Raw genomic sequence first — 24,111 nt, 5'->3', positions numbered from 1 at the left:
TTATATACTATCATTGTAAAAATATCCATATTTTAACTTTCGATTATATATACTGTGCCAATAGTGTAAACACTGTCGAATTTTTATTCACAAAAAGGAGATCACTCTCGAATAAGCGATCTCCTTTTTTCAATATTTTTTCATTACATCGGCAATACAATCTTTACAGTTGTTCCAACCCCAACTTCACTTTCAAAACTCATTTTACCGTTGTGGTCTTTAATAATTTTTTCTGTAACTACTAAACCTAAACCTGTTCCCGTTTCTTTCGTTGTGTAAAAAGCTTCATTTAGCTTCGGAATTTTGTCTTTTGGAATACCGCAACCCTCATCCTTAACTTGAACAATGATTGCATCTTCTACAGTCACTTTAATCGTAATCGTTCCGCCAACTGACATTGCTTCAATCGCATTTTTAATTAAATTAAAAAATACTTGTTTTAATCGTTTTTCATCGCATGTAATCGATGGTATATCTTTACTATAAATACCTTGTATGTGCACTCCTTGCTTTAAAGCAGGCTTCCCCATAACTCTAATAACATAGGCGATAATTTCTTCTATATTATGAATTTCTGATTCTAGTGATTTAGATTTTTCAAATCCACTAAGTTCTGTAGCGATTGTATGAATTCGTTCTACTTCTTGTTTCATAATATCACTATATATTTTATCCTCAGGATATTTATTCGCTTGCTTATTCACAAATTTATCTAAATTCGCTAGAGGCCCTCTAATTTTGTAGCCAATAACTGTTGCCATTTTCCCAACAGTTGCTAGTTTTTCTGTTTGTTCTATTTCTTTATCCATCATCTCAAGCGTGCGAACATAAGACTGAAATCTCAAAAACATAATCCAACATATGATAGTAAATACGCTATATAATGCCATTGGGATTAAAACGAGTGACGATTGAATCATGATTCCTATAAGAGCATACTTTCCAACAAGTATGCCGGTAACTAACCAAAAATATCTTTTGTTCACAAAGAGTGGGGCAAATAAAATAAAAAATCCTTCTACTATATTCCCACCATCAAACTCAGCATCACTACCATAGTAAATCATAAAATTATGGATAAAATCTAATAAGTTATATCCAATTAGAATAATATACTTTACTGCAAATGGATTATTCCATTTCATGAAGTATACTCCAATACAAAACAAAATCACCATCAGAAAATAAAGCCATAAGCCTAAACCATCTTCAAATTCTCCTACTCCTTCTTGCTCTCCTCCTATTAAAGGTACAATAAATTCGTAGGCCAGATCGTATACAAAAAATATAGTAAAAAATAGACTTAAAAATATTTTCAGCGCCTTCATTTCTTCATTTTTAAATATATCGTTTTTATTCATATGGTAACTCCTAGCTTTTCTCCCACTTGGATTTCATTATTTCCATGCTGCTTCGGGAGCATGATATCTATTCTAGTTCCAATATCTCTTTCACTTGAAATATGTAATTCACCAAGATGCTGCTCGGTAACAAGCCGATTCGCTACCGTAAGTCCCAAACCAATTTTATCTTGTTTCGTTGTATAAAAGGCCTCTGTAACACGAGCCAAATTTTCTTTCTTAATACCGTAACCATTATCGATTACACTTAGTATTACATAATCTTGTCCTTTATTTTCTAACCGTAACTCTAATGTGCCACCTTGCTCCATTGCCTCCAGAGCATTTTTTATGACATATAGCAAGACTCCTCTTATTTTCCGCTCATCACATTCAACTTCTATCATCTTTTCTTCCACATTAGAAATAAGCTGGACGCTAGATTCATTCATTTTTTCGCGAAGAATTGTTATTGCTTGTAATGCAATTCCTCCTATATTATGTTTTTTATAAATAGAAGGTTTACATGTAGCAACTTCCATCAACTCACTTATCATATTATTCATATTTTCTATTTCAAAGATCATCTGTTTGTAAATAGGGTCCTCCCCATGCTTCTCTCGTTGTAATTGCGTAAACCCTTTTAATGAAGCAAGTGGATTTTTAATTTCATGTCCTACTGTCGCTGCCATTTTTCCGATTACTGCTAATTTTTGTGATTCACTAGCAATCTTAATACTTTCCTTTACCGCTGAAAGGTATTGTATAAATCGATTTAAAATGATGTATGCCGCTATTAATACAAGTGTATACATAATGAGGAACATAAACCCCTTTACTTCCTGTAATACAAATAAATAAATCACATATTTTCCTACAATAGTCGAAAGTACAAACGCAAAATATTTTTTATTTAAAAATATAGGTACAAAGAAGATGAGAATAATTTCTATTATATTTACCCCATCAAATGCCGCCTCATTATAAAGCATATACGATAGTATATTAATAATTTCTATTCCCATATATGCAAATACACATGCATATTTAACAAGGGGCACTTTCTCTTTTTTTATTAAATATACATTCACACCTAGTATTGCTATTCCGAAAATAACTTGCCATAGTATACTATTTCCCTTATCCGTTAGTGATTTATTCTCCAATACGATTGCATAGAAAATTTGGTATGAAACAACAATGACATACAGCACCCATAAAAAAATTTTTGCGTTCCTTTCTTCTTCTTTATATGATAGAAAACTTTCTTTCACTTCAACACCCCTTCAAAATAATATCTCGAAGAATACCATTTATTATAATAAATGATTTTCATAGACAAACAAAGATAAATCGAACATTTGAGGAAAATCATCCCAATAAAGCGAAGCATCTTCAGACTATATATAAGCATAAAAGCTATAAACAATAATACGTATATTATGGGAGGTGTTTTATATGGACGGTAAAAAAAATAAAAAAACAGAACAACTGGAATCCTTCACCCGTGAGAATGAAGGAAAGAGAATGACGACAAATACAGGTGTTACAATTTCAAATGATGAAAATACTTTAACCGCTGGTGATCGTGGTCCTACCCTTCTAGAAGATTTCCTGATGCGAGAAAAGCTTGCTCATTTTGACCGTGAACGAATTCCTGAAAGAGTCGTTCACGCACGTGGATACGGTGCACATGGTACGTTCGAGCTATATGAATCTTTAGAAGAGCTAACAATGGCCCACTTTTTACAAGACCCTTCAAAAAAAACACCCCTTTTCGTTCGCTTCTCTGAAGTAGCTGGATCAAAAGGGGCGAATGAAACAAATCGAGATGTACGAGGATTCGCCGTTAAATTTTATACAGAAGAAGGAAATTTTGATTTAGTAGGAAACAATATTCCTATTTTTTTCATTCAAGATGGCATTAAATTCCCTGATCTTATTCACGCCCTTAAACCTGAGCCGCATAATGAGATTCCGCAGGGACAAACAGCACATGATACATTTTGGGACTTCATCGCCAATAACCAAGAATCAGCAGCGATGATGATGTGGATTATGTCTGATCGTGCCATTCCAAGAAGTTTTCGAATGATGCAAGGATTTGGCGTTCATACATTCCGCTTAGTGAATAAGAACGGAAAGTCACGATTCGTAAAATTTCACTGGAAGCCGAAGCTCGGCATTCACTCATTAATTTGGGATGAAGCTCAAAAATTAGGCGGCGCCGATCCAGATTACCATCGCCGTGATTTATGGGAAAATATTAATGCTGGAAACTATCCTGAGTACGAACTTGGCATTCAAATTTTAGAAGAAGAAGATGAATTCAAATACGATTTCGATATATTAGATGCGACGAAAATTTGGCCTGAAGAAGATTTTCCCGTTAAAATCATCGGAAAAATGACATTAAATCGCAATGTCGATAATGTATTCGCGGAAACGGAACAAGTCGCACTTCATCCTGGAAGTATCGTCCGTGGTATTGATTTTACAAATGATCCGCTCTTACAAGGTAGGCTCTTTTCTTATACAGACACTCAATTGGCACGCGTCGGTACAAATTATCAAGAATTACCGATTAACCGTCCGATATGCCCATTTCATAACAATCAAAGAGATGGTGCATCTAAATATATAATCGATAAAGGAAAAATTGCTTACCATAATAATTCCTTAGCAAATAACACTCCTTACACTGTCCCCGGTACAAAGGGTGGGTTTGTTACATATCCTTCTACTGTATCAGGTCATAAAACGAGAGAGACAGCTGCCAGTTTCAAAGACCATTTTTCTCAAGCACGTTTATTTTGGAATAGTATGAGTAACGTCGAAAAGGTTCATATTATGCAAGCCTTCTCCTTTGAATTAGGAAAAGTAAACAGTAAATCGGTACGCCAACAAGTCGTAAATATGATTGCACATATTAGTACTGAATTAGCTACGTTAGTCGCTGAAGCGGTCGGAGCAAAAGTCCCAAATATTCAAGAATCCAGCGTTACGGAATCATCGCCAGCACTCAGTATGGCCAATACGACATTTAGTCCTAATACATTACGAGTAGGTATCATTGTTGCAAATGGATATGACGGACAAAACGCGCAATATATAATAAATCAATTCAAACAAGTTGGGCTGCAGCCGGTCATTGTTTCCGAACGATTAGGTATTGTGCAAGGAACGCAAAATGTACGTTGGGACGTGAATGATACTTTTTTAACAGGATCTCCACTTCTTTATGACGGTCTACTTCTTATTGGAGGAAATCTTGATGAACAGTTTCTTAATAAAGCGAGTTCATTTGTCGTAGAATCATATAATCACTTTAAGCCAATTGGTGCCTTCCAAAATGGATCTACTGTTATTCAATCTTTAAATATTCAAGGAAAACCTGGTGTCTTAGTAGAACAGAGCCCTACGCTCCTGGCGAATGAATTTATTAAAGCTATGACGAAACAACGCTTTTGGGATAGAGCATATGAATAAGTTAGGGGGATAATTTATGTTTGTTACTGTCGAGAAAGATGTGCATATTTTTGTGCAAGACGTTAACCCCGGACCCGGTAGTAAAACCGTGTTCTTCGTCCATGGCTGGCCTTTAAATCATCAAATGTACCAATATCAACTCAATGTGTTACCACAGCACGGTTTCCGCTGTATCGCTATGGATATACGCGGAAACGGACAATCTGATAAACCATGGACTGGTTACACATACGATCGTTTAGCAGACGATATCGCCATTGTCCTAGAAGCACTTCAAGTAGAAAATGCTACATTAGTCGGTTTTTCAGTAGGTGGCGCTCTTTCTATTCGTTACATGTCTCGCTACAATGGTCAGCGCATTTCTAAACTTGTATTAGTCGATGCTGTTTCCCCCTCTTTCGTCAAAAATCAAGAATCTCCCTACGGTGTCCCAAAAGAACAAGCAGATACCCTCATTAATCAAATGTATGCCAATATGCCAAAATTTTTAAATGATGTATCTTTATCATTTTTTAATAGAAACTTAGGATCTGCTACGTTAGAATGGTTTTCTTATCTCGGTATGCAGTCTGCTTCCTACGCTCTCATCAAAATATTGCAAGCTGCCGCAAATGAAGATGTAACGAAAGATTTAAGTAAAATTAACGTCCCAACAAAAATATTCCACGGTGTTCACGATCAACTGATCCCTTACAAAAGTGCTGAACTCACGCAAAAGCGGATTAAAAATTCTCAGTTACATCCTCTTACCAATAGCGGTCACGGCTCTCCAATCGATCAAGCGGATGAATTAAATGCAGAACTTATAAAGTTTTTGCATTCATAAAAATCTATGCCAAACCATTTCGATAGGAACGCAATTTTAAAATGATTAAAATTCACATATTTCTCACAAATCAATTAATAAAACGATTACATTTTCATTTATACTACATGTACAGGTAATACTCCCTAAACCCAGCTTGTCTGGTTACCCCGTTAAATACTATAAAAAAAGAACTTGTATCGTTATACAAGTTCTTTTTGTTTTTCTATTTAAAAAGTATATCTTTACTATACTGCTTTCCAGCAAGTAAATCATATTGGATCATTTTATATTGCTCTAACATTTCTTTTTGTTTCTTTGTTAAATCTGTTATCTCTTCTCCATCTTTATTAACCTTTAACTCATCTTTAAGGACTGGTATTTCTTTATGCATTTCCGATAAAAATTGATAAAACGGTGATTTATTTATCCCTGCATAATCCAAGACAAGATTAGAAAAATAAATTGGACTTACTAAACCTAAATTGTCATTTGGCAAATCGAAATTTGCATACATTAACAATGGCGTTTCTGACATAGCTAATCTTTCATTTAGAGTTTCTTCATTCTCTATATATCCAGCTTCTTCATAGATAGCTTTATTTACCCCTAATATTGGTAAGTGATCTCCAAAGAAAACCAATATAGTAGGCCTTTCTAGCTCTTGAATTTGTTCTACTAAATATTTTAGAGCCTCATCAGAACGACGTACACCCTCAGTATATGTTTCTAATTCTGCTTTCGATCCCTCTTCTGTTAATCCGCTAATTTCTATTTGCTTCTCTTCAAATCGTCCTGGATTGAATGGAAAATGATTTTGCATCGTAACTGCATGAATAAACGTAGGTTGCTGTCTCTTATTCAATTCCTCTATTATCTCTTTACTAATAGATACATCGCTAATATAATCTCCATCTACCTCTATGTTTTTCATTGTATCTTCTGCGTTAAAATTATCAATGCCTAAAACATTATATACATCATCCCGCTTATAAAATGATCTTCCATAAGCATGAATTGCATTCGTATAATATCCATGTTTTTTCAATTCACTTGCGATAGACGGAATTTCTCTCTGTCCTGTCACCGCTTGTTGATATGGTATAGAACCTTGCTTTAAAAAGCTCATTGAATAGCTCGTTAACGCTTCAAATTCTGTATTCGCTGTGTTTCCCCCGAATACAGGAGATACTGTTTGTCCACCCGGAAAATTCTCAATATAGTGATGTAAATTCGGCACCGGATCTTCGCTAAATGAAAGATTCATTAGCTTTGTTGGATCCCAAAAAGCTTCACTCATGAAAAATATAATATTTGGCTTCTCGCTCTTCTCTTTTTTTCCTACATCGTTTCCATATTGTTTCTTTATATCATTTGAAATTTGTAGCATAGTTTCTTTTGAATATTTTTCTGGCTTCTCAATAACAGTTGTGTCCAAGTTACTGACAAATCCCAAAACAAAACCATTATCACTATAGTTTACATTTTGATTCCAAGCCACGAAGGTTACCCCATATTTTTGCAATACATTACTCATAAATGTATTAGGATAATTACTATATGCATACACCATAAACGTAGAGCCACATATTAAAATAATTCTCGTAATTATATTAGGCTTTATAACTGGAATATGCTTTCGTATATACATAACTAAATATACAAGCAGAGTAATCCCGAATATCCCCAAAAATATAGTCCACCAACTAAAATAGTCCATAACCATTGGTATAACGGACTGCATTTGAGTAATCTGTGTGAAATCAGACGGATAGAATGGATCTCCTCTAAAAATAAGTTTAAAATGGTTCACAATCCCAAAGATAGTTAGCACCAAACTTGTTATCGTGACACTCAAAAAAATTCGCCCGAGCAAACTGTACACAAAAACATATATCATATAAATAAATAATAAGCTTAATATATACTGTCCGTATCGCTGGTAAACCCAGTTATTAACTAATACAAGGCTCATATTCTCCTGTATCATGATATACATCCAATTCATTGTATGAGCAATTAAAAATAATAAGACGTAAGCTTGAATGGCCGGCCTAAGCTTATGACTGATGCCTTTATTTAAATGAATGATGTATAGTAGTACACTCCACAAAACGATAATGAGTATACTTAGCTGTATTTTCCCATTAAAAAACTCTTTAGTTCTCTCGAATTCGAAAGATCTTAACATAACAAAAAACAGCGTTTCTAAACAAATCGCCCACATTCCACTAAGAATGATAGAAATTAATAGGTTCTTCCTCGACTCCTGAGGAGAAAAACTAAGATAAAATTCATCTCTTCTTCGTTGTTGTGTTAAAAAATCAAAACGCAATTTATTCCCTCTTTCCTTTACCCCTTCGTCTCGCATCCACAAACATATTGTCCTATACAAAATACCATATTTGTATGCAGCTAGTCTCCCTATGTGCTTTTAATATACACATGTATCCTTAATTTCCCCTTAAAAATACAATGAAACTTTAATGAATCCGTGCCATTTAAGATTGAACGGGATAAACCTTCTTCGCTCTATATTCTAACAGCATAAATGAACTATACTTCACAAAATTATTACCATAAGAAAAGAACCTACCAACACTGACAGGTTCTCCTTCATTTTAACAGACATGAGCATATGTATTATATAAGAGAATACATCCATACTTTCCATATAATACATACAAGTACGATAACTACAAAATCAAAAAGATCTAATCTCGGGCCCTTTTTCATATTCATCTCTAACCACATATGAACCCATTTTATTTTTGTATATTTTTGAATGTTTTTCTTTGCAAATCGATAAACGAGTACTTGCATAATAAAAAATCCAACTACGAAAATGAACAAGAAAATGAGAAAATCGACCACAAAATTCCTCCCTATTTTTGCAGCGATTTTTCTACTATTTGATTTCTCAAAACCCACTCTTCAAATTGAGCACTTCCAAATTCCCAGCTAAGATCACGAGCATGTACAGAAAAAACGTAATAACCAGCATATTCATCCATAAATCTACCTGTCTCGATCTCATCTTTCTGAAGACCATATGCTCGAAAATTAAAATACACATCCCACACGTCTTCATTCTTCCGCTTATAAGCAATCGATTCCATATCACATTCTGTTCCGAAATAATCAAGATGTAAATGTACGCTATCATCATATTCGTAATCCATTTTATCACCCCTTATATTTGTACTTCTTTATCACCCAAAAAATTCCTGCTATCTACACTCACATATGGGCACTTACCTACATATCATGCTTGTAGAGTGACTTCTAGGAGGTGTCATATAGTGAAAAAATTTATAGCTGTTTTTTGCATCATGTTACTAGCTGTTTTCACATTTGCTGCTTGCAGTAGTAAAAAGGAAGGTACGAAAGAACAAACGCAAAACATTCGCATCGGCGAAGTTACCCATTCTCTCTTCTACGCCCCGTTATATGTCGGGATTGAAAAAGGATTTTTTAAAGATGAAGGATTAAATATTGACCTCCAAACAACAGCTGGCGGAGATAAAACGATGACCGCCCTATTATCTGGCGGAATTGATATTGCTCTCGTTGGTTCTGAAACGTCTATTTATGTTCATCAACAAGGTGCCAAAGACCCTGTCATTAACTTCGCACAACTTACACAAACAGACGGAACATTTTTAATTTCACGTAAAAAATTAGACTCTTTTAATTGGAATGACGTAAAAGGTGTTACGTTTTTAGGACAGCGTAAAGGCGGCATGCCGCAAATGGTTGGAGAATACGTTTTAAAGAAAAATGGCATTGACCCTCACAAAGATACAAACTTAATTCAAAACATCGAATTTGCTAACATTGCAAGTGCCTTTGCATCTGGTACTGGGGAATTTGTACAGCTCTTTGAACCGACTGCAAGTATATTCGAAAAAGAAGGAAAAGGGTTTATCGTCGCTTCGTTCGGAAATGAATCTGGAACTGTTCCGTATACAACGTTCATGGCAAAAGAAAGCTTCTTAAAGAAAGATAAAGATGCTGCTGAAAAATTCACACGTGCACTCTATAAAGCACAACAATGGGTTGATACACATAGTCCAGAAGAGATTGCTGATGCCGTTTCTCCGTTATTTAAAGACACTTCAAAGGACATTACAGTAAAAGTAATTGAACGTTATAAAAAGCAACATTCTTATGCGACAAATCCGCTATTAGATGCTGAAGAATGGAAACAGCTCCAAACGATTATGAAAGAAGCTGGCGAATTACAAAAAGAAGTTCCACATGAAGCGCTCGTCAATACAAAAATTGCCGAAAGCGTTATTAAGAAATAGAGGCGAAGTGTATGAGCTTTTTACAAATACGTAACGTTTCTCACTGCTTTTTCGCAAAAGAGAAGGCTAAATTGATTCTCGAAGACATGAGTTTACAAGTGGAAGAAGGCGAATTTATTTCTATACTCGGTCCAAGTGGTTGCGGCAAAACAACACTCCTCTCCATTATTGCTGGGCTGCTTGATCCAATTGAAGGCATCGTCTTTTTAGATGGTGAGCCCATTACAACGAAAACTTCATCTATGGGGTACATGTTGCAGCAAGATTACTTGTTCCCTTGGAAAACAATTGAAGAGAATATTATGCTTGGACTTCACACCCGAAAAATTTACAATGAACAGACGAAAGAACATACTTTACAACTTTTAAAACAAGTCGGTCTACATGATGTAGAAGAGCAATACCCTCGTGAACTGTCAGGCGGTATGCGTCAACGTGCCGCTCTCGTTCGAACGTTAGCGACCGATCCGAAAATTTTGTTGCTAGATGAACCTTTCTCTGCGCTCGATTATCAAACGAAGTTGAAACTAGAAGATCTCGTTTTCAGCTTACTACGCAAATATAAGAAAACTTCACTACTCGTGACACATGATATTGAAGAAGCCATTGCGATGAGTGATCGTATTTATTTACTACAAGCGAATCCTGGAAAAATTGCAAAAACATTTATCGTCCCAGAAAGCATCCGTTCCTTATCACCGTTAGAATCACGCCACCACCATGACTTCCCATCCCTCTTCCAAGATATATGGAAGGAGCTGGAGCGACTTGGATAATATAAAGCAACTACATGAACAGTTTCAGAAAAAAGAACGCAAGCGTGCATGGTTAGCACGCTCACTGCAGCTTTTACTGCTCATTCTTTTCTTTTCACTATGGGAAATAGCTAGCAAAAAAGAGTGGATTGATCCTTTACTCTTTAGCTCTCCTTCAAGCATTTGGGATCTCTTCCTTAGTAAATGGATTGACGGTTCGCTTTTGGTTCACATATGGACGACATTACTTGAAACAGGAGTAGGCTTCATTCTTGGAACAGTGCTCGGCGCTATTATCGCTACTTTTCTTTGGTGGATGCCACTTCTCGCTCGCGTGCTCGACCCCTATCTCGTCGTCCTAAACGCCATGCCAAAAGTGGCACTTGGACCTATTATCATTGTAATTTTCGGTCCAAATATTTCTTCGTCGATTGCAATGGGGGTAATCATTTCCATCATCATTACCATTCTCGTTATTTACAGCGCATTTCAAGAAGTCGATTCTAACTATATAAAAGTAATGGACACATTTGGCGCAAATAAATGGCAATGCTATAAGCAAGTAGTTCTCCCTGCATCCTTCCCAGCAATTATTTCAACGTTAAAAGTGAACGTTGGTTTATCATGGGTCGGTGTTATATTCGGTGAACTTCTCGTCTCTAAGCAAGGTCTTGGTTACTTAATTAGCTACGGATTCCAAGTATTTAATTTCACGCTCGTCTTACTGAGCGTACTACTCACCTGTGTCCTCGCAACACTTATGTATGTGTTTGTTGAGGCATTCGAAAAACTGCTAATTGGAAAACGAAAAAGAAGCTGACTTAGGGCGATAGACTATAGTCAGCTTCTTTCTTTACTTTTTATCACACAGCTTTGTTTCATTTGTCACGTTACCATTCGCAACCGTAACTGTATGGAAACAATCTTTCACACGTACTGTAACGACATTTTCTTTTCGATCTATTACATGATAATCATCATACTTTTTATTTAATGCACTACGAATTTGCTCTCCTTCAAAAATCGGAAAACCGTGAGACATTACCCAAATGAGACCAGCAACCGCAAGAATCGTTTTCATACGTTTCATTACCTCCTTGAGAGTAAACTTATAGTCCCTACAATATGCGCTTTATAATTGTGTCTAATTTGTGACATTTTTATACTAATTCTCTTTTAAAGCCTCAGTTCCTTCTTCTTTTTATAAAAAGACAGAATTTTCAATTTTATCAACAAAAAAAACGCAAAGAACTAAAATTCTTTACGTTTTCTTGGCTAATATATATAACTTGCATTAGTGTCCACTTTGTTGTTCTATCGTTTTCGAAACATCATATAATCCCGTCAACACTTCCGCCCTCATTTTTACAAGCTCAGGGAACTGATAGAAGAACGCAATTTTTTTATACTTTAACTCCGATCCTTCTTTCACCTTTTTGGAATCTTGTAAAATAAACGCTGTAAACGTATCTGCAATATCTTCCGCTACATTTGTCGTTCCATACTGTGATACAAACTCATCATGCCTTTCTTTAAAAAATTCAATTTGAGTTTCTTCACTTTCTTCCACTTTCTTTTCTGTCCACTCCTGCTCAATAGGCTTCCAGAAAGAGTTATAAAATTGATTGATATAAGATTTTCCCCTCGCACATCCCTCTTGTAAGAAAAGCGTTTCACATTTATTTCGGTACGTTGTAGTATCTTTATCTTCTTCAAAATCCTTTACATAGTTTTCATCTACTGGTATTTGCTTATGCCCGAGCGTCAACACGTGAGCCGTCTCATGAATTAATGTTTTCATCACTTCATCGATATTTACCGCAGAATCAAGCGTATCTAAGCTAAGAACCCAATCTTTCGGATTCTCCATACTAGGCATAACGTGGGCAACGACACCGTCATAACCATCCGTTATTAGATCAAATTCTGTTATATTCTCGCGATATTTAGCCGGAATGAGCGTACGATACATATCCCATAAGTCTTCATGATAACCTCTATCTTGACGCTGTTGTAGCACCTCTTCTTTCGCTTCTTTATCTTCAGCAAATACTCTATTTAAACGTTTCCGTTCTATTTTTTCAAAATAAGGATCTACAATTTCATCACCATCAATATAATAAGAAGCTAAAAAGAAATAACTTTCATCATCGTCTTTCTTCTGCTCTGCCTCTTTCATATTCGCACTTTCATGCTCTTCTATATCATAATCTTCTACTGCTTCAAGCTCAGATAATCCATCTATTTTTTCATATACTTTTTGTAGTTTCTTATCTCCTATTTCCACGCATTCTTCTTCTGTTTTACAAATTTCTTTTTCTTTCACACTCTTCATAGAACTATCGCATCCTGCTAGTAAGCCGATTGCAACGATACCCCCTACTAACTTGTCATACAGTCTCTTCATACAATCCTCCATTATTCCATTCTACAAAAATATAATAATCTCTTTTTAACGAATATGCGATAATTAATTATATAAACTGTAAGGAGGTTTCACATGATTCGAGCAGTCTTATTCGACTTAGATGGAACATTGTTAGATCGGCACCAATCTCTAGAACAATTTATTCATGATCAATATAATCGTTTTTCCTCTCACTTAATGAGCATAGAAAAAACAGAGTATTGTTCTCGGTTTCTTGAACTCGATAATAATGGCTATACGTGGAAAGATAAAGTATATGCTACTCTCCTTTGCGAATACAATATTACCAATTTAACGCCAGAGCAACTGCTGCACGACTACATTACAAATTTTCAACATCATTGTATCCCTTTCCAAAACACGCATGAATTACTTCAACGTTTAACACAACAAAATATTAAAATTGGTATTATTACAAATGGCTTTACTGACTTTCAAATGAGCAATCTCCGCGCACTAAACATACATACGTATACAAATACAATTCTCGTTTCCGAAGCGGAAGGAATAAAAAAACCACATCCTGAAATTTTCGAACGAGCTTTGCAAAAGCTAGACGTTAAGGCCGCAGAGTGTCTTTACGTTGGAGATCATCCAGAAAACGATGTGCTTGGTTCTGAACGAGTAGGAATTCTTGGTGTTTGGAAGAGAGATTCGTTTTGGGGTGACTTTGAACATTCACGCACGGTGAACGATTTGTTGGAGGTGCTTTCGTTTTTAGAGGTAGAGATGAAAACAAAATAATAGTTAATAAATTATATCAGCGATTTTTACAATATATCGACTTACCGACAAAAAGTGACAATGAAAAAAAGGAGGCATTGTTCAAAACACCTCCTCTTTCTTACTTATTCATATACCGTAAACTGCGGTTTACTCGGATGATCTTTCACTATCGCATCATCTGGAAACTTTGAAACTTTTCGATATAAGGCAATGTCACCGATACAACCTGCTGTTAGTAGAATTCCTAAAAATGAGAGTGGCTCCAGATTCATAGCTAATCCTAATACAATTGGAAAAATTCCAGTTGGTAAAAACGGTAACATTAATACTTTCTTCATTTGTTTTACTGTAATCGCCTGTTTAGAATGAGCATATGCAACACCTAATTTCCAATTAACGCCCCATTTCAGCTCACTCCATGGAACGCCTCCGATGTAACGAAATCCTATTAAATGTATCGCTTCATGAATACATATGAGAACAATCATTCCAATAATCAAAAGAAACATAACGGGCAATGTAAAGTCAAATTGAACCCCGCCTGAAAGAAATATATGCAAATAACCGATTCCAAACGCCAACGCAAATATTATAAGTAATGAATAGATATTTAACTTAACCATCGAAACAGTAACAGTCGTTTCTTTACTTTTATCCATCTTCCCCCTCCTAAAATGTAAATATATCTTTACAAAATTGTATAATATACCCAAATAAATTTAAAGATATATTTACATTATTATTACACACAAAAAAAAGAAACCGGCTACTTTACTTCGTAAAACAGCCGATTTCTTCTATATGTTTCATCGTACGCGCTAATACATCGTCGCGCATTATAAAGCTAAATTTTCTATCCGTTTTAATGTTGTCAGGAATGTCTGTTAATAACACAGATCCCTTCGTTTCTTCGTAATGCGTATGTGCTTCTACCGCACTAATCGTTGCAAAATAAATGTTTTTAATGATTATTTTGTCTTTTCCAGATACTTTATATTGTCCTAAGTAAGTTAAATCAGAAACAATGCCGCCGGTTTCTTCATGAACTTCTCGAACCGCCGCTTCTTCCGGTGTTTCCCCGAGTTCCACCTTACCACCTGGAAATTCAAGACCGCGACGTAAATGATGCGTTAATAACCATTGATCCCCGTACCGGCATACAACCCAAACATGCTTTGGCTCAGGAGAAAATGGATAACGTTCAAACGATAATTGTACAGTGTTGTGGTAATAATCTTTAAATTTGTACATGCCATTACTCCCCTATTGATGGTTACAAGTTTTTCCTACCACAAATTGTAGCATATTCTCGCTTTTCTGCATAATATTATCCAATTACAATCCATTGATTATTCCCATTTGCGCGACTAATTCTTTCGTCTCATGATTTCCTAAATCGTAAATCATTTTATATGCTTTTTGTAGTTGTTCATCATATCGGTCATTATTTGAATCGTGATGATACTCAACAAATGGAACGTGAGAACGTACAAATGAACCTAAATCCTCTACATATGCTTGATCAAAGTACTCTCTTAACTCCGTAATTTCCTCATCACTTGCGGAAATCTCAAAATTATACGTATCTGCCGTCTTCACTTGTGAAATTTGACCGTTTCCTATTGATATATAATATGTTTTTTTCTGCTCCATGTAACACCCTTCTTTCATCCTTTTAATTTCTATTGTTTTCATCAATTACAAAATTATGTAAAATAAAGAAAAGGAGGGATTCCATGTTCAAAATATTAATTATCGGTATTATCATCGTCCTAGTCATACTAGTACTCTCCGTCATGACGATTAATAAAGGATACGCTTATAAACATTCTGTTGATAAGCCAGAAGATAACCCTTATACAAAAAATAATAAGGAGGACGCATAGTATGCTTCGTATACTTCGCATCGCAATCGCACTCACTGTGATAATTATGTCGGCAATTGGGCTCTATACAGGTCAAAATAACTTTCTACCACTTTCACAATTTCTATTAGGAGCTTTAATGTTTCTCATTGCAATTGAACAAATAAAGAAAAAAGATTCAGGAACAGGATTTATTTGTATTGCTGCTGGAGCTTTCAGTTGGATTGTTCTCATCAGTAGCTATATAAAATAAAAGGGGGGACATGCATGCTAAAAGGACTGCGGATTATTTTATCACTTATTGCTTTATCTATAGCAGCCTATAGTTTTATCAGCAACAACAGAGAACTTATGCCTTACATGTTCATTTTCTTAGGATTGATGGCTTTCACTATAGGACTAGAAGAAATAAAAAAAGACCGAAAATCTAGCGGCACATTTGCTTTTCTGGCTGGAGCTGGTGCTTTATTTCTTAGTTTGTCAGAACTACTCCGGTAAATCATCTATTTAAAGGAGGTCATACAATGTTAATTGGATTACGGATTTTTTTAGGACTTCTCACACTTCTCACTATATCGCTTTGCACTTATTCTCTTCTTACTGATAATTTCATATTTACCCCATACATACAATTTTCTCTCAGTTGTTCCTTTATTCTTCTAGGAATTAACGAATTGCAATCCGGACGAAAATCAATGAGTATTCCGTTTTTTTTCGTTTCTAGTCTTATATTCTTCTTTCTCATATCTAACTACTTTCGCTACATGTAGAATGAAATTCCAATCAATTTAGCATTTATAATTATTTTCTTTCTACTAAGTAAGGCTAAAATGCATATTAGACAAATACAACTCATCATCGTTTTTATTACTTTGATTTTATGTTTATACAGCACATTTACAATGAACTTTCAAATCTTTTCACCTATCATTTTGTTCCTCTTTAGTTTATATGGCATTTTAGTAGGAAGTGAGACGATTCAAAAACAGCAAAAGCAAATTAGAGTCATTAGCATCGGTTTAAGTTTTTTTATAATTGTTTTTGTTATTCCATTTATAATGTTCTTTTAAAAAAGGATTATATGTTTAAAAACATACGAGTTATACTCGCAACGATTGCCCTCATCCTCGCTATATTTTGCCTCTTTGCAAATATCTCTATACTTTTGTCATTCGTATTCATCCTTTTTGGAATTGATGAAATAAAGAAACAGGAAAAAGCATTTGTTTATTTTCTCGGTTCTGTCTTTGTTTTATATGTTGGGGTGTCTAGTATATTTTCATAAAAAAGAAGAGCATGGTTGCTCTTAATACAATAAAAAAACTGCCCTTTCACAGGCAGTTTTTCTTTTTATCCAAACACTTTCTCAAGTTCATCTTTATCTTGGCTTAACCAGAAGTTCATTAAGCGTTGTGCTCCTTCTAAGTCGTGAAGCTTCGCTTGGCCACATTGTGTTTCATTTGCAGCTGGAATTTCTGTAATTTGAACTGCATCTTTTAATGTTAGTTCTAATAAATCAATGATTTCTCGAACTGTTGGTGTTCCGCTTACTACAAGATAATATCCTGTTTGGCAGCCCATTGGTGAAATATCGATAATATCAAAATGCGGATAACGATCAATATATTTACGTAAATTAAATGCTAATAAATGTTCTAACGTATGAATAACATCTGGTTTCATTGCTTGTTTATTTGGTTGGCAAAAACGAATATCAAATTTATTTACAATACCGTCACTACCTACGTTGTGAACTCCGCAATGTCTTACATAAGGCGCCTTTACAATCGTATGATCTAATTCAAAGCTTTCTACTGATGGCATACAACATCTCTCCCGCTTTTAATTTAATTCCGTTATATCCAATATGATATAACGGAAATCGACATTAGTAAAGTATTATGTACAGTCGTGCTATAATACTTTAAGACTATGCTGAAAAGGAGACCATTATGAAACAGATTTTTATTGGGATTATACGCTTTTATCAAAAATTCATTTCACCAATGACACCACCAACGTGCCGCTTTTACCCAACTTGCTCTCATTATGGATTAGAAGCATTTCAAAAGCATGGTGCCTTGAAAGGATTTTGGCTAACTTGTAAGCGTATATTAAAATGTCACCCTTTCCACCCGGGAGGATTTGATCCTGTCCCAGATAAAAAGGATGACAAAGTAAATTCTTAATTGTCGTAACCATTCACAACTAAATCTAATTTTCCTGTGTCAGGATCTATAACAAGACCGTGAACAGGTACTTCTTCAGGAAGTAACGGATGGTTGCGAAGTATTGATACGCTATGTTCTACACTTTCTTCTACACTAGAGAACCCTTGTAAGAATCTTTCTAAATCGATTCCAGAATAACGAAGTGTATCTAATTTCTCTTCTGTGATACCGCGCTCTTTCATCTTCTCAATCGTACTGCTCGCTTGAATTTTTGCCATACCACAATCGTGGTGACCAACTACACAAACTTCATCAGCACCAAGCTCGTATACAGCAACTAAAATACTACGCATAATACTTCCAAACGGATGTGAAATAACAGCGCCTGCTACTTTAATAATTTTCACATCACCGTTGCGCATATTCATCGCTTTCGGTAATAATTCAACAAGGCGAGTATCCATACAAGAGATTATTACCATTTTTTTATTTGGGAATTTTCCCGTTTCGTACTCTTCGTATTTTTTTTCTTCAACGAATTTTTCATTGTATTGTAAAATCTCTTCTAATGACTTCATAGTAAAGGACCCTCTTTTCTCTCATTTACATTACTTATATAGTGTACCAAAATATGAAAAACACAAAAAGTATATTGTATTATTATAAAAGCAATATATTTTCAGATAACCGACATAATTCTTTCAAAATATACACACAGCTTTGTAACATGTATCACATACTCCACTCCTATTTTCACTATAAACTAATTGTAGATAATGTAAAAAAGGAGTGAGTATTTATTATGTCCGACGTTCTGTTACTGAGTCGTTTTCAATTTGCAATTACTATTTTTTATCACTTTTTATTTGTACCTTTGACAATCGGACTTGTTATTTTGGTAGCATGTATGGAAACTCAATACGCCCGCACATTGAATCCAACATACCGCAAAATGGCAGATTTCTGGGGTAAATTATTTACAATTAACTTCGTAATGGGGATTATAACCGGGATTACGATGGAATTCCAATTTGGAACAAACTGGTCTGAGTACTCCAAATATATGGGAGATATTTTCGGATCACCTCTCGCAATCGAAGCACTCGTTGCATTCTTCTTAGAATCTACTTTCATGGGAATATGGTTATTCGGTAAAGACAAAATTTCACCAAAATTCCGTGCCTTCTGTATGTGGATGGTTGCACTTGGAACAAATATTTCCGCCCTTTGGATTATTACAGCAAACGGTTTTATGCAAAACCCAGTTGGCTACGTCGTACGTAACGGCCGCGCTGAATTAAATGATTTCTGGGCACTTGTTACAAATCCATACGCTTGGAACATGTTCTTCCATACTGTAATTGGTTGTTATATCGTTGGTGCTTTCTTCGTTATGGCAATTAGTGCCTATCATTTATTACGCAAAAATGAAGTGGAATTCTTCAAAAAATCATTTAAGTTTGGTTTAATGTTAGGCTTATTCGCCGCAACTGTTACGCCGTTTATGGGACATCAATCTGGCGTATCAGCAGCTAAATATCAACCAGCTAAAGGTGCTGCGATGGAAGCAGTTTGGGAAACTGGAAAAGGACAAGGCTTCTCAATTGTTCAAATTCCTGATGTGAAAAACGAAAAGAACTTTGAATTCCTTACAATTCCGAAACTAGGAAGTTTCTTCTACACAAATTCATTTGATGGAGAAATTGTTGGTTTAAAAGATATTCCGAAAGAAGATCGTCCAAACGTTAACCTCGTGTACTATAGCTTCCGCTTAATGGTTGCACTTGGTATGTTCTTTATGGCTTTAACTTGGTATGGCTTCTATTTAAACCGAAAAGGAAAACTAGAAAACTCAAAACGTTATTTAAAAATTACAATGTGGTCTGTTTTACTACCATATATCGCAATTAACGCTGGTTGGATCGTTGCCGAAGTAGGTCGTCAACCATGGACAGTTTATAAATTAATGCGTACAGCAGAATCTGTATCACCTATATCTGTTCCACAAATTTGGTTCTCATTAATTAGTTTAATCTTGTTCTACACTTTACTTTTAATCGCAGACGTATACTTAATGCTGAAGTTCGCGAAAAAGGGACCAGCAGCATTAGAAGAGCCTGCTACTAAGGGGGATGCAGCTCATGTCTCATGATACGCTTGCAATCATCTGGTTTGGTTTATGGGGCGTAATTTGGACAGTTTACTTCATTCTTGATGGGTATGCACTTGGTAACGGAATGATTTTTCCTTTCGTTGCGAAAGACCGACAAGAACGAAATCAATTACAAGAAGCAATTGGCCCGTTCTGGGGTGGTAATGAAGTATGGTTAATTACAGCTGGTGGCGCAACATTTGCTGCCTTCCCAATCACATATGCAAATATGTTTAGTTACCTATACACACCACTATTTTTAGTATTACTTGCACTGTTTGCTCGTGCTGCTGGACTTGAATTTATGCATAAAGACGATTCACCAATTTGGCAAAAAACTTGTAAATGGGCATTTACAATTGGTAGTTTCCTAATCGCCTTCTTATTCGGGGTTACGTTCGCTAACCTTTATTACGGACTACAAATCGGAAAAAATGGCTATGAAGGAAATTTACTTAGCTTACTAAACCATTACGGTATTTTGGGAGGTCTGTTCTTCACTGCTATATTCGTCGTATCTGGTGCCCTTTGGGTTATGATTAAAACGACTGGTGAAGTATCTGATCGAGCTTATAAAATCGCAAGACCATTTTCAATGGCAGCTGCTATCATTTTAGCTATCTTCTACGTAGCAACTGCAAATCGTACAAACTTATTCCAAAACTTTACGGAATATCCGGTACTATTCATCCTTCCAGTACTCGCAATGTTAATGAGTGTACTCGCACTTATTATGGTGTATAAACACAAAATCGGCCTTGCATTTACATTCGTTTGCTTAACAATCGCAATGTTTATGACAACTGGCTTTGCAGGTATGTTCCCAAGAATGTTACCATCTCGTATTAACGACGCATATAGTACAACGTTATACAACGCAGCTGGTAGTCAATTAAACTTAAAAATTATGTTCTTCGTTGCAATGGTTATGGTACCAATTGTTATTGGATATCAACTTTGGAGCTACAGTATCTTTAAAAATAAAATTCATAAAGACTCTGCTAAAGGATATCACTAAAATACAAAAAGACACTTCGTTTGAAGTGTCTTTTTTGTACGTATGATTTTCGATAAGATGTTATATTTCCAATCTAACAACTATAATACAGAAGAATCATTAACAGCTCACAGTTAAATTGTATCACAAGACAAACACGTTACTTTATGCAACTTTGCATATAAAATTATAACGTAGATTGGATTACTTGATCATACACATCGTTATCCCTTACATCCGCTGTACTAATACCACTAAACGTCCTCACATTAAATCCTGTATTCGATGATCCCGATCCATTATAAGCTTTCGTTTTTTCAATCGGCTGCACGTTATATTTATCCCCTAAATTAATCGTTCCATTACAGTTTTCAATAATAACCCCTTCCACAACTGACGGCATTTTGTCACCTACTTTCATCTCCTTACTTTCATTTTATGAAAAGCGCCTAAAAAAATAGCATGTTTCAATAAGAAAAAGCACTCAGATTGAGTGCTTTTTCTTATTTACCGCTCTTCTCTCTCTCACAAGCAATCCCATCGCCATCACGATCTAAATGCTTTCCGTAGTACGGACTATCTCTTGTAATATCATAAAATCCAGCATCGTTTGCTTCTTTACAATTAGCAAAGCGCTTTGGCTCTTGATTTGCGCCTGGTCTTTCCTCATATGGTAATGTCGCATTATATAAGAACTGTACATATTGTTCACGAGTTACATTCATCTTAGGTGAAAACATATTATTGCCTGTTCCAGCAGCAATTTTATTAGATTGTACAGCGCTAATCGCTTTATTCGACCATGATTTTCTATCTACATCTACAAATGTATGCTCTGATTTTGCCACTAATTTATATGCATTTGTTAATACTTGAGCCATTTCTTCACGAGTCAAAGAAGCTTTTGGTCTAAAGTTTCCTTTTTCATCCCCTGCAAAAATCCCCATTTCTGTTAATGCTAAAATTTCCTTTTTAAAATTTGTTGAATGATCATTAATATCATTATACGGATTATTGTAATTCTCTTTCGATTCCGGCTTTAGCTGAAGATACATAAGTCTAGCAACTTGCTCACGAGTCACATCATCACCAAACCCAAAAATTCCGTTTCCGTACCCACTAACAATATTCTTACTTGTTAAATCTAAAATTGCTTTATAAGACCAATGCCCTGTTGGAACATCTTTGAAGATAATACTTGCTTGTGCCGTTCCAATAGATGTAAATGCAGTTGTTACGACAATCGCACCTGTTAAAAATATTTTCTTTAAATTCATTCTAAGGTCCCCTTTTCTATTCATAATAACCATTTAACATAATAACAAATTATAAGAATATAATTTGTCATATCATGTCGAACACAAAAAAGAATCCAGCAGGATTCTTTTTTGCTAAGCATGAATGGCAATTTTGGAGACAGTTGACTTCTTCAAAAATTTATTAGGGGTAATATTTTGAAAAAGAAAGCCTTTCATATGTAGGTTAACACCACTGGAATATATAGTAAATTGATAATATTTATACGGAAGATTGCTAATGTTTAGTATAGATACTTTCCACTATATCAACAGTGAAAAGTATCTACATGAAACAACAAAAAGGCGCCTTCAAAGAAGGTACCTCTCATAAACAGACGCTATAAAACAGAATTATTTATTGTTATACGATTGTTAGATACAAAAAGTAGAGGGAAATGTTTGTAAGAAATTCTGCTTTATATAGTCTGCCTGCCACTTATATTTTAATCCTCTCCACTTGAAAATAAATATAATATGCATAATTACATACAAAAAAGAAAAGACACTCCATAGAGTGCCTCTTCAACCATTTTACTTTTAATATATCGCTTTGAATATATTTTACCATATTTAACTATATCAGTTGTTGAGAAAATTCAAAATCGTTATTTTTTTATCAACATCTTCAAAATCATGTAATATTAAGGATGCAATAAAACATTATAAAAATTGAGGTGTACAACATTTATGTATTTCGGAATCATTCCTCTTATATTGTTTATTATTTTTCTTATCTCTTACTTAAAAGATCCACGAAAAATAATAAATGGCTTTTTATTTAATGCCTTTTTCTGTTCATTTCTATTATTTTGTGCAATCGTCTCATTTGCATCTGGTAATAACGCCTTACATTTTATCGTTATTATTCCTATGATAGCACTAATTTTAATGATACCTTTTGCTATAGTCGCTTTAATGTTTGGACTATTTCTTAATGCGAGAATCTTGATGAGGCGTGAAGGAAGACGCTTTACAAACTCTTTAACTTTACTTGCTGCTTTAGGAATTTTATTCTGTATGCTAATCCTTATCATAAATCCAGCAAGTTTATTCTCTACACATTTTCAATTTATTTTTGCTGCCATTTCTCTTATAACTATGTATTTCTTTATACATTTATCTAACTTCTTAAGTGCTTATTTTTTATATCAATTCAACAGACCAAGGCGTAACCAAGATTTCATCATCGTTCTTGGTAGCGGCTTAATTAATGATAAAGTACCGCCTTTACTTGCAAGTCGTATTAATAAAGCAATCGACTTTTATTGGAAACAAGCAGCTGTTACTACACCGCCGACAATTATTTTCTCTGGTGGACAAGGTCCAGATGAGGGCCTTCCTGAAGCAGAAGCGATGCAAAGTTATGCGGTTGAAAAAGGAATTCCTCTTGAACACACAGTGCAAGAAAATCGCTCTGTAAACACATATCAAAATATGTCGTTCTCTAAAGAAATTATGAATTCTTTAAAACCAGAAGGTAAGTATAGAAGCATCTTTACAACGAACAACTTCCATCTTTTCCGCGCTGGTATATATGCAAGACAAGCTGGTCTTAATAGCCAAGGAATTGGATCAAAAACAGCATTTTATTACTGGCCTAACGCAATGATTCGTGAATATGTCGCAATTGTCGTTATGGGACGTAAGCGCCATATGAAAATATGTGGAACTATTTTAGGCTTTGCTGTATTCCTAACAGTCCTTAGTTTTATTCTTTCTTAACATTCTCCCATCCTTCCATAAGGATGGGATTTCTTATACTCATTTCAAAAATA

Annotated in this window: 29 protein-coding genes; 15 read left to right on the top strand and 14 right to left on the bottom strand. The window is 35.0% G+C overall.

What is annotated here, in order from left to right; translation table 11 throughout:
- Window positions 1-143: 143 nt before the first annotated feature.
- On the bottom strand, window positions 144-1,361 hold the full coding sequence (locus tag KVT31_RS22970) for an ATP-binding protein (protein WP_088098101.1): 1,218 nt from the start codon (window positions 1,359-1,361) through the stop codon (window positions 144-146).
- Window positions 1,358-2,614, bottom strand: a complete 1,257-nt coding sequence (locus tag KVT31_RS22965; RefSeq protein WP_088098102.1) for an ATP-binding protein — start codon at window positions 2,612-2,614, stop codon at window positions 1,358-1,360. The genes KVT31_RS22970 and KVT31_RS22965 overlap by 4 nt, the downstream gene beginning before the upstream one ends.
- A gap of 184 nt (window positions 2,615-2,798) precedes the next feature.
- Here KVT31_RS22965 and KVT31_RS22960 point away from each other — a divergent pair, with 184 nt between their 5' ends.
- Together KVT31_RS22960 and KVT31_RS22955 are read left to right on the top strand one after the other, a co-directional pair.
- A complete protein-coding gene (locus KVT31_RS22960; RefSeq protein ID WP_088098103.1) occupies window positions 2,799-4,829 on the top strand; it encodes a catalase in 2,031 nt (676 codons plus the stop codon).
- A gap of 16 nt (window positions 4,830-4,845) precedes the next feature.
- The gene (locus KVT31_RS22955; RefSeq protein ID WP_088098104.1) at window positions 4,846-5,655 is read left to right on the top strand and encodes an alpha/beta fold hydrolase; all 810 of its coding nucleotides are present in this window, start codon (window positions 4,846-4,848) and stop codon (window positions 5,653-5,655) included.
- 205 nt (window positions 5,656-5,860) lie between these two features.
- On the opposite strand, the gene KVT31_RS22950 is transcribed toward KVT31_RS22955, so the two are convergent.
- From KVT31_RS22950 to KVT31_RS22940, 3 genes are all read right to left on the bottom strand, one after another.
- Entirely contained in the window at window positions 5,861-8,005 is a 2,145-nt protein-coding gene (locus tag KVT31_RS22950; protein WP_140392582.1) for an LTA synthase family protein, read from the bottom strand.
- Window positions 8,006-8,277: 272 nt separating this feature from the next.
- Window positions 8,278-8,508, bottom strand: a complete 231-nt coding sequence (locus KVT31_RS22945) for a hypothetical protein (RefSeq protein WP_088098106.1) — start codon at window positions 8,506-8,508, stop codon at window positions 8,278-8,280.
- 11 nt (window positions 8,509-8,519) lie between these two features.
- Window positions 8,520-8,816, bottom strand: a complete 297-nt coding sequence (locus KVT31_RS22940) for a DUF3986 family protein (RefSeq protein WP_088098107.1) — start codon at window positions 8,814-8,816, stop codon at window positions 8,520-8,522.
- Between the two features lie 120 nt (window positions 8,817-8,936).
- Here KVT31_RS22940 and KVT31_RS22935 point away from each other — a divergent pair, with 120 nt between their 5' ends.
- Genes KVT31_RS22935 through KVT31_RS22925 form a run of 3 tightly spaced genes read left to right on the top strand, consistent with a single transcriptional unit; the run spans window position 8,937 to window position 11,519 of the window.
- Entirely contained in the window at window positions 8,937-9,944 is a 1,008-nt protein-coding gene (locus tag KVT31_RS22935; RefSeq protein ID WP_140392572.1) for an ABC transporter substrate-binding protein, read from the top strand.
- Window positions 9,945-9,955: 11 nt separating this feature from the next.
- Window positions 9,956-10,720, top strand: coding sequence for an ABC transporter ATP-binding protein (locus KVT31_RS22930; protein ID WP_088098108.1), 765 nt, complete (start codon window positions 9,956-9,958; stop codon window positions 10,718-10,720).
- The gene (locus tag KVT31_RS22925; RefSeq protein ID WP_000368763.1) at window positions 10,713-11,519 is read left to right on the top strand and encodes an ABC transporter permease; all 807 of its coding nucleotides are present in this window, start codon (window positions 10,713-10,715) and stop codon (window positions 11,517-11,519) included. Before KVT31_RS22930 ends, KVT31_RS22925 begins: the two co-directional genes overlap by 8 nt.
- A gap of 33 nt (window positions 11,520-11,552) precedes the next feature.
- Here the strand turns inward: KVT31_RS22925 and KVT31_RS22920 are convergent, their stop codons facing one another.
- Entirely contained in the window at window positions 11,553-11,780 is a 228-nt protein-coding gene (locus KVT31_RS22920; RefSeq protein WP_088098109.1) for a hypothetical protein, read from the bottom strand.
- Window positions 11,781-11,993: 213 nt separating this feature from the next.
- Window positions 11,994-13,118, bottom strand: coding sequence for a recombinase family protein (locus KVT31_RS22915; RefSeq protein WP_140392573.1), 1,125 nt, complete (start codon window positions 13,116-13,118; stop codon window positions 11,994-11,996).
- A gap of 81 nt (window positions 13,119-13,199) precedes the next feature.
- Between KVT31_RS22915 and KVT31_RS22910 the strand changes: the two genes are divergently transcribed.
- Window positions 13,200-13,871: an HAD family hydrolase gene (locus KVT31_RS22910; RefSeq protein WP_088098111.1), complete on the top strand. Its 672-nt coding sequence runs from the start codon at window positions 13,200-13,202 to the stop codon at window positions 13,869-13,871.
- A gap of 104 nt (window positions 13,872-13,975) precedes the next feature.
- On the opposite strand, the gene KVT31_RS22905 is transcribed toward KVT31_RS22910, so the two are convergent.
- From KVT31_RS22905 to KVT31_RS22895, 3 genes are all read right to left on the bottom strand, one after another.
- The gene (locus KVT31_RS22905) at window positions 13,976-14,512 is read right to left on the bottom strand and encodes a DUF3267 domain-containing protein (protein ID WP_088098112.1); all 537 of its coding nucleotides are present in this window, start codon (window positions 14,510-14,512) and stop codon (window positions 13,976-13,978) included.
- Window positions 14,513-14,624: 112 nt separating this feature from the next.
- Window positions 14,625-15,104: an antimutator 8-oxo-(dGTP/GTP)ase gene (gene mutTA, locus KVT31_RS22900; protein ID WP_000276383.1), complete on the bottom strand. Its 480-nt coding sequence runs from the start codon at window positions 15,102-15,104 to the stop codon at window positions 14,625-14,627.
- Between the two features lie 84 nt (window positions 15,105-15,188).
- The gene (locus KVT31_RS22895) at window positions 15,189-15,506 is read right to left on the bottom strand and encodes a hypothetical protein (protein WP_000435821.1); all 318 of its coding nucleotides are present in this window, start codon (window positions 15,504-15,506) and stop codon (window positions 15,189-15,191) included.
- Between the two features lie 83 nt (window positions 15,507-15,589).
- Here KVT31_RS22895 and ytzI point away from each other — a divergent pair, with 83 nt between their 5' ends.
- The 5 genes from ytzI to KVT31_RS22875 all read left to right on the top strand — a co-directional run bounded on the left by ytzI (window position 15,590) and on the right by KVT31_RS22875 (window position 17,003).
- On the top strand, window positions 15,590-15,739 hold the full coding sequence (gene ytzI / locus KVT31_RS22890; protein ID WP_140392574.1) for a YtzI protein: 150 nt from the start codon (window positions 15,590-15,592) through the stop codon (window positions 15,737-15,739).
- 1 nt (window position 15,740) lies between these two features.
- Window positions 15,741-15,971: a DUF3953 domain-containing protein gene (locus tag KVT31_RS22885; RefSeq protein ID WP_088098114.1), complete on the top strand. Its 231-nt coding sequence runs from the start codon at window positions 15,741-15,743 to the stop codon at window positions 15,969-15,971.
- Between the two features lie 14 nt (window positions 15,972-15,985).
- A complete protein-coding gene (locus tag KVT31_RS22880; protein ID WP_088098115.1) occupies window positions 15,986-16,216 on the top strand; it encodes a YczI family protein in 231 nt (76 codons plus the stop codon).
- A 332-nt stretch (window positions 16,217-16,548) separates the two neighbouring features.
- On the top strand, window positions 16,549-16,788 hold the full coding sequence (locus KVT31_RS30740) for a hypothetical protein (protein WP_088098117.1): 240 nt from the start codon (window positions 16,549-16,551) through the stop codon (window positions 16,786-16,788).
- A gap of 11 nt (window positions 16,789-16,799) precedes the next feature.
- Window positions 16,800-17,003 (top strand): DUF3953 domain-containing protein, encoded by a 204-nt coding sequence (locus KVT31_RS22875; protein WP_088098118.1) that lies wholly within the window; start codon window positions 16,800-16,802, stop codon window positions 17,001-17,003.
- Window positions 17,004-17,068: 65 nt separating this feature from the next.
- On the opposite strand, the gene luxS is transcribed toward KVT31_RS22875, so the two are convergent.
- Window positions 17,069-17,542, bottom strand: coding sequence for an S-ribosylhomocysteine lyase LuxS (gene luxS / locus KVT31_RS22870; protein ID WP_001141371.1), 474 nt, complete (start codon window positions 17,540-17,542; stop codon window positions 17,069-17,071).
- A gap of 128 nt (window positions 17,543-17,670) precedes the next feature.
- Between luxS and yidD the strand changes: the two genes are divergently transcribed.
- Entirely contained in the window at window positions 17,671-17,907 is a 237-nt protein-coding gene (gene yidD / locus KVT31_RS22865) for a membrane protein insertion efficiency factor YidD (protein ID WP_000809334.1), read from the top strand.
- Here yidD and KVT31_RS22860 read toward each other — a convergent pair.
- A complete protein-coding gene (locus KVT31_RS22860) occupies window positions 17,904-18,467 on the bottom strand; it encodes a beta-class carbonic anhydrase (RefSeq protein ID WP_000838167.1) in 564 nt (187 codons plus the stop codon). The genes yidD and KVT31_RS22860 overlap by 4 nt on opposite strands.
- Window positions 18,468-18,691: 224 nt before the next feature.
- Here KVT31_RS22860 and cydA point away from each other — a divergent pair, with 224 nt between their 5' ends.
- The gene (gene cydA / locus KVT31_RS22855; protein WP_088098119.1) at window positions 18,692-20,041 is read left to right on the top strand and encodes a cytochrome ubiquinol oxidase subunit I; all 1,350 of its coding nucleotides are present in this window, start codon (window positions 18,692-18,694) and stop codon (window positions 20,039-20,041) included.
- Window positions 20,031-21,059: a cytochrome d ubiquinol oxidase subunit II gene (gene cydB, locus KVT31_RS22850; protein ID WP_088098120.1), complete on the top strand. Its 1,029-nt coding sequence runs from the start codon at window positions 20,031-20,033 to the stop codon at window positions 21,057-21,059. Before cydA ends, cydB begins: the two co-directional genes overlap by 11 nt.
- 166 nt (window positions 21,060-21,225) lie before the next feature.
- Here the strand turns inward: cydB and KVT31_RS22845 are convergent, their stop codons facing one another.
- Entirely contained in the window at window positions 21,226-21,459 is a 234-nt protein-coding gene (locus tag KVT31_RS22845; protein ID WP_098341958.1) for a spore germination protein, read from the bottom strand.
- An 82-nt stretch (window positions 21,460-21,541) separates the two neighbouring features.
- Entirely contained in the window at window positions 21,542-22,315 is a 774-nt protein-coding gene (locus tag KVT31_RS22840) for an S-layer homology domain-containing protein (RefSeq protein ID WP_088098121.1), read from the bottom strand.
- A gap of 708 nt (window positions 22,316-23,023) precedes the next feature.
- On the opposite strand from KVT31_RS22840, the gene KVT31_RS22835 reads away from it, so the two are divergent.
- Complete coding sequence (locus tag KVT31_RS22835; protein ID WP_088098122.1) at window positions 23,024-24,058, top strand: YdcF family protein; 1,035 nt, start codon at window positions 23,024-23,026, stop codon at window positions 24,056-24,058.
- Window positions 24,059-24,111 lie beyond the last annotated feature (53 nt).

Source organism: Bacillus sp. GbtcB14, from assembly GCF_019091205.1.
GTDB classification, from domain to species: domain Bacteria; phylum Bacillota; class Bacilli; order Bacillales; family Bacillaceae_G; genus Bacillus_A; species Bacillus_A cereus_AG.
Note: the sequence above shows the minus strand (reverse complement) of the source record. Positions and strands in the feature narration are given on the sequence as shown.

Coding starts and splice junctions, on each gene's coding strand:
- KVT31_RS22970 (WP_088098101.1), bottom strand. CDS start 1,361: ATGAATAAAAACGATATATTTAAAAATGAAGAAATGAAGGCGCTGAAA.
- KVT31_RS22960 (WP_088098103.1), top strand. CDS start 2,799: ATGGACGGTAAAAAAAATAAAAAAACAGAACAACTGGAATCCTTCACC.
- KVT31_RS22955 (WP_088098104.1), top strand. CDS start 4,846: ATGTTTGTTACTGTCGAGAAAGATGTGCATATTTTTGTGCAAGACGTT.
- KVT31_RS22950 (WP_140392582.1), bottom strand. CDS start 8,005: ATGCGAGACGAAGGGGTAAAGGAAAGAGGGAATAAATTGCGTTTTGAT.
- KVT31_RS22940 (WP_088098107.1), bottom strand. CDS start 8,816: ATGGATTACGAATATGATGATAGCGTACATTTACATCTTGATTATTTC.
- KVT31_RS22930 (WP_088098108.1), top strand. CDS start 9,956: ATGAGCTTTTTACAAATACGTAACGTTTCTCACTGCTTTTTCGCAAAA.
- KVT31_RS22920 (WP_088098109.1), bottom strand. CDS start 11,780: ATGAAAACGATTCTTGCGGTTGCTGGTCTCATTTGGGTAATGTCTCAC.
- KVT31_RS22915 (WP_140392573.1), bottom strand. CDS start 13,118: ATGGAGGATTGTATGAAGAGACTGTATGACAAGTTAGTAGGGGGTATC.
- KVT31_RS22910 (WP_088098111.1), top strand. CDS start 13,200: ATGATTCGAGCAGTCTTATTCGACTTAGATGGAACATTGTTAGATCGG.
- KVT31_RS22905 (WP_088098112.1), bottom strand. CDS start 14,512: ATGGATAAAAGTAAAGAAACGACTGTTACTGTTTCGATGGTTAAGTTA.
- mutTA (WP_000276383.1), bottom strand. CDS start 15,104: ATGTACAAATTTAAAGATTATTACCACAACACTGTACAATTATCGTTT.
- KVT31_RS22895 (WP_000435821.1), bottom strand. CDS start 15,506: ATGGAGCAGAAAAAAACATATTATATATCAATAGGAAACGGTCAAATT.
- ytzI (WP_140392574.1), top strand. CDS start 15,590: ATGTTCAAAATATTAATTATCGGTATTATCATCGTCCTAGTCATACTA.
- KVT31_RS22885 (WP_088098114.1), top strand. CDS start 15,741: ATGCTTCGTATACTTCGCATCGCAATCGCACTCACTGTGATAATTATG.
- KVT31_RS22880 (WP_088098115.1), top strand. CDS start 15,986: ATGCTAAAAGGACTGCGGATTATTTTATCACTTATTGCTTTATCTATA.
- KVT31_RS30740 (WP_088098117.1), top strand. CDS start 16,549: ATGCATATTAGACAAATACAACTCATCATCGTTTTTATTACTTTGATT.
- KVT31_RS22875 (WP_088098118.1), top strand. CDS start 16,800: ATGTTTAAAAACATACGAGTTATACTCGCAACGATTGCCCTCATCCTC.
- luxS (WP_001141371.1), bottom strand. CDS start 17,542: ATGCCATCAGTAGAAAGCTTTGAATTAGATCATACGATTGTAAAGGCG.
- yidD (WP_000809334.1), top strand. CDS start 17,671: ATGAAACAGATTTTTATTGGGATTATACGCTTTTATCAAAAATTCATT.
- KVT31_RS22860 (WP_000838167.1), bottom strand. CDS start 18,467: ATGAAGTCATTAGAAGAGATTTTACAATACAATGAAAAATTCGTTGAA.
- cydA (WP_088098119.1), top strand. CDS start 18,692: ATGTCCGACGTTCTGTTACTGAGTCGTTTTCAATTTGCAATTACTATT.
- cydB (WP_088098120.1), top strand. CDS start 20,031: ATGTCTCATGATACGCTTGCAATCATCTGGTTTGGTTTATGGGGCGTA.
- KVT31_RS22845 (WP_098341958.1), bottom strand. CDS start 21,459: ATGAAAGTAGGTGACAAAATGCCGTCAGTTGTGGAAGGGGTTATTATT.
- KVT31_RS22840 (WP_088098121.1), bottom strand. CDS start 22,315: ATGAATTTAAAGAAAATATTTTTAACAGGTGCGATTGTCGTAACAACT.
- KVT31_RS22835 (WP_088098122.1), top strand. CDS start 23,024: ATGTATTTCGGAATCATTCCTCTTATATTGTTTATTATTTTTCTTATC.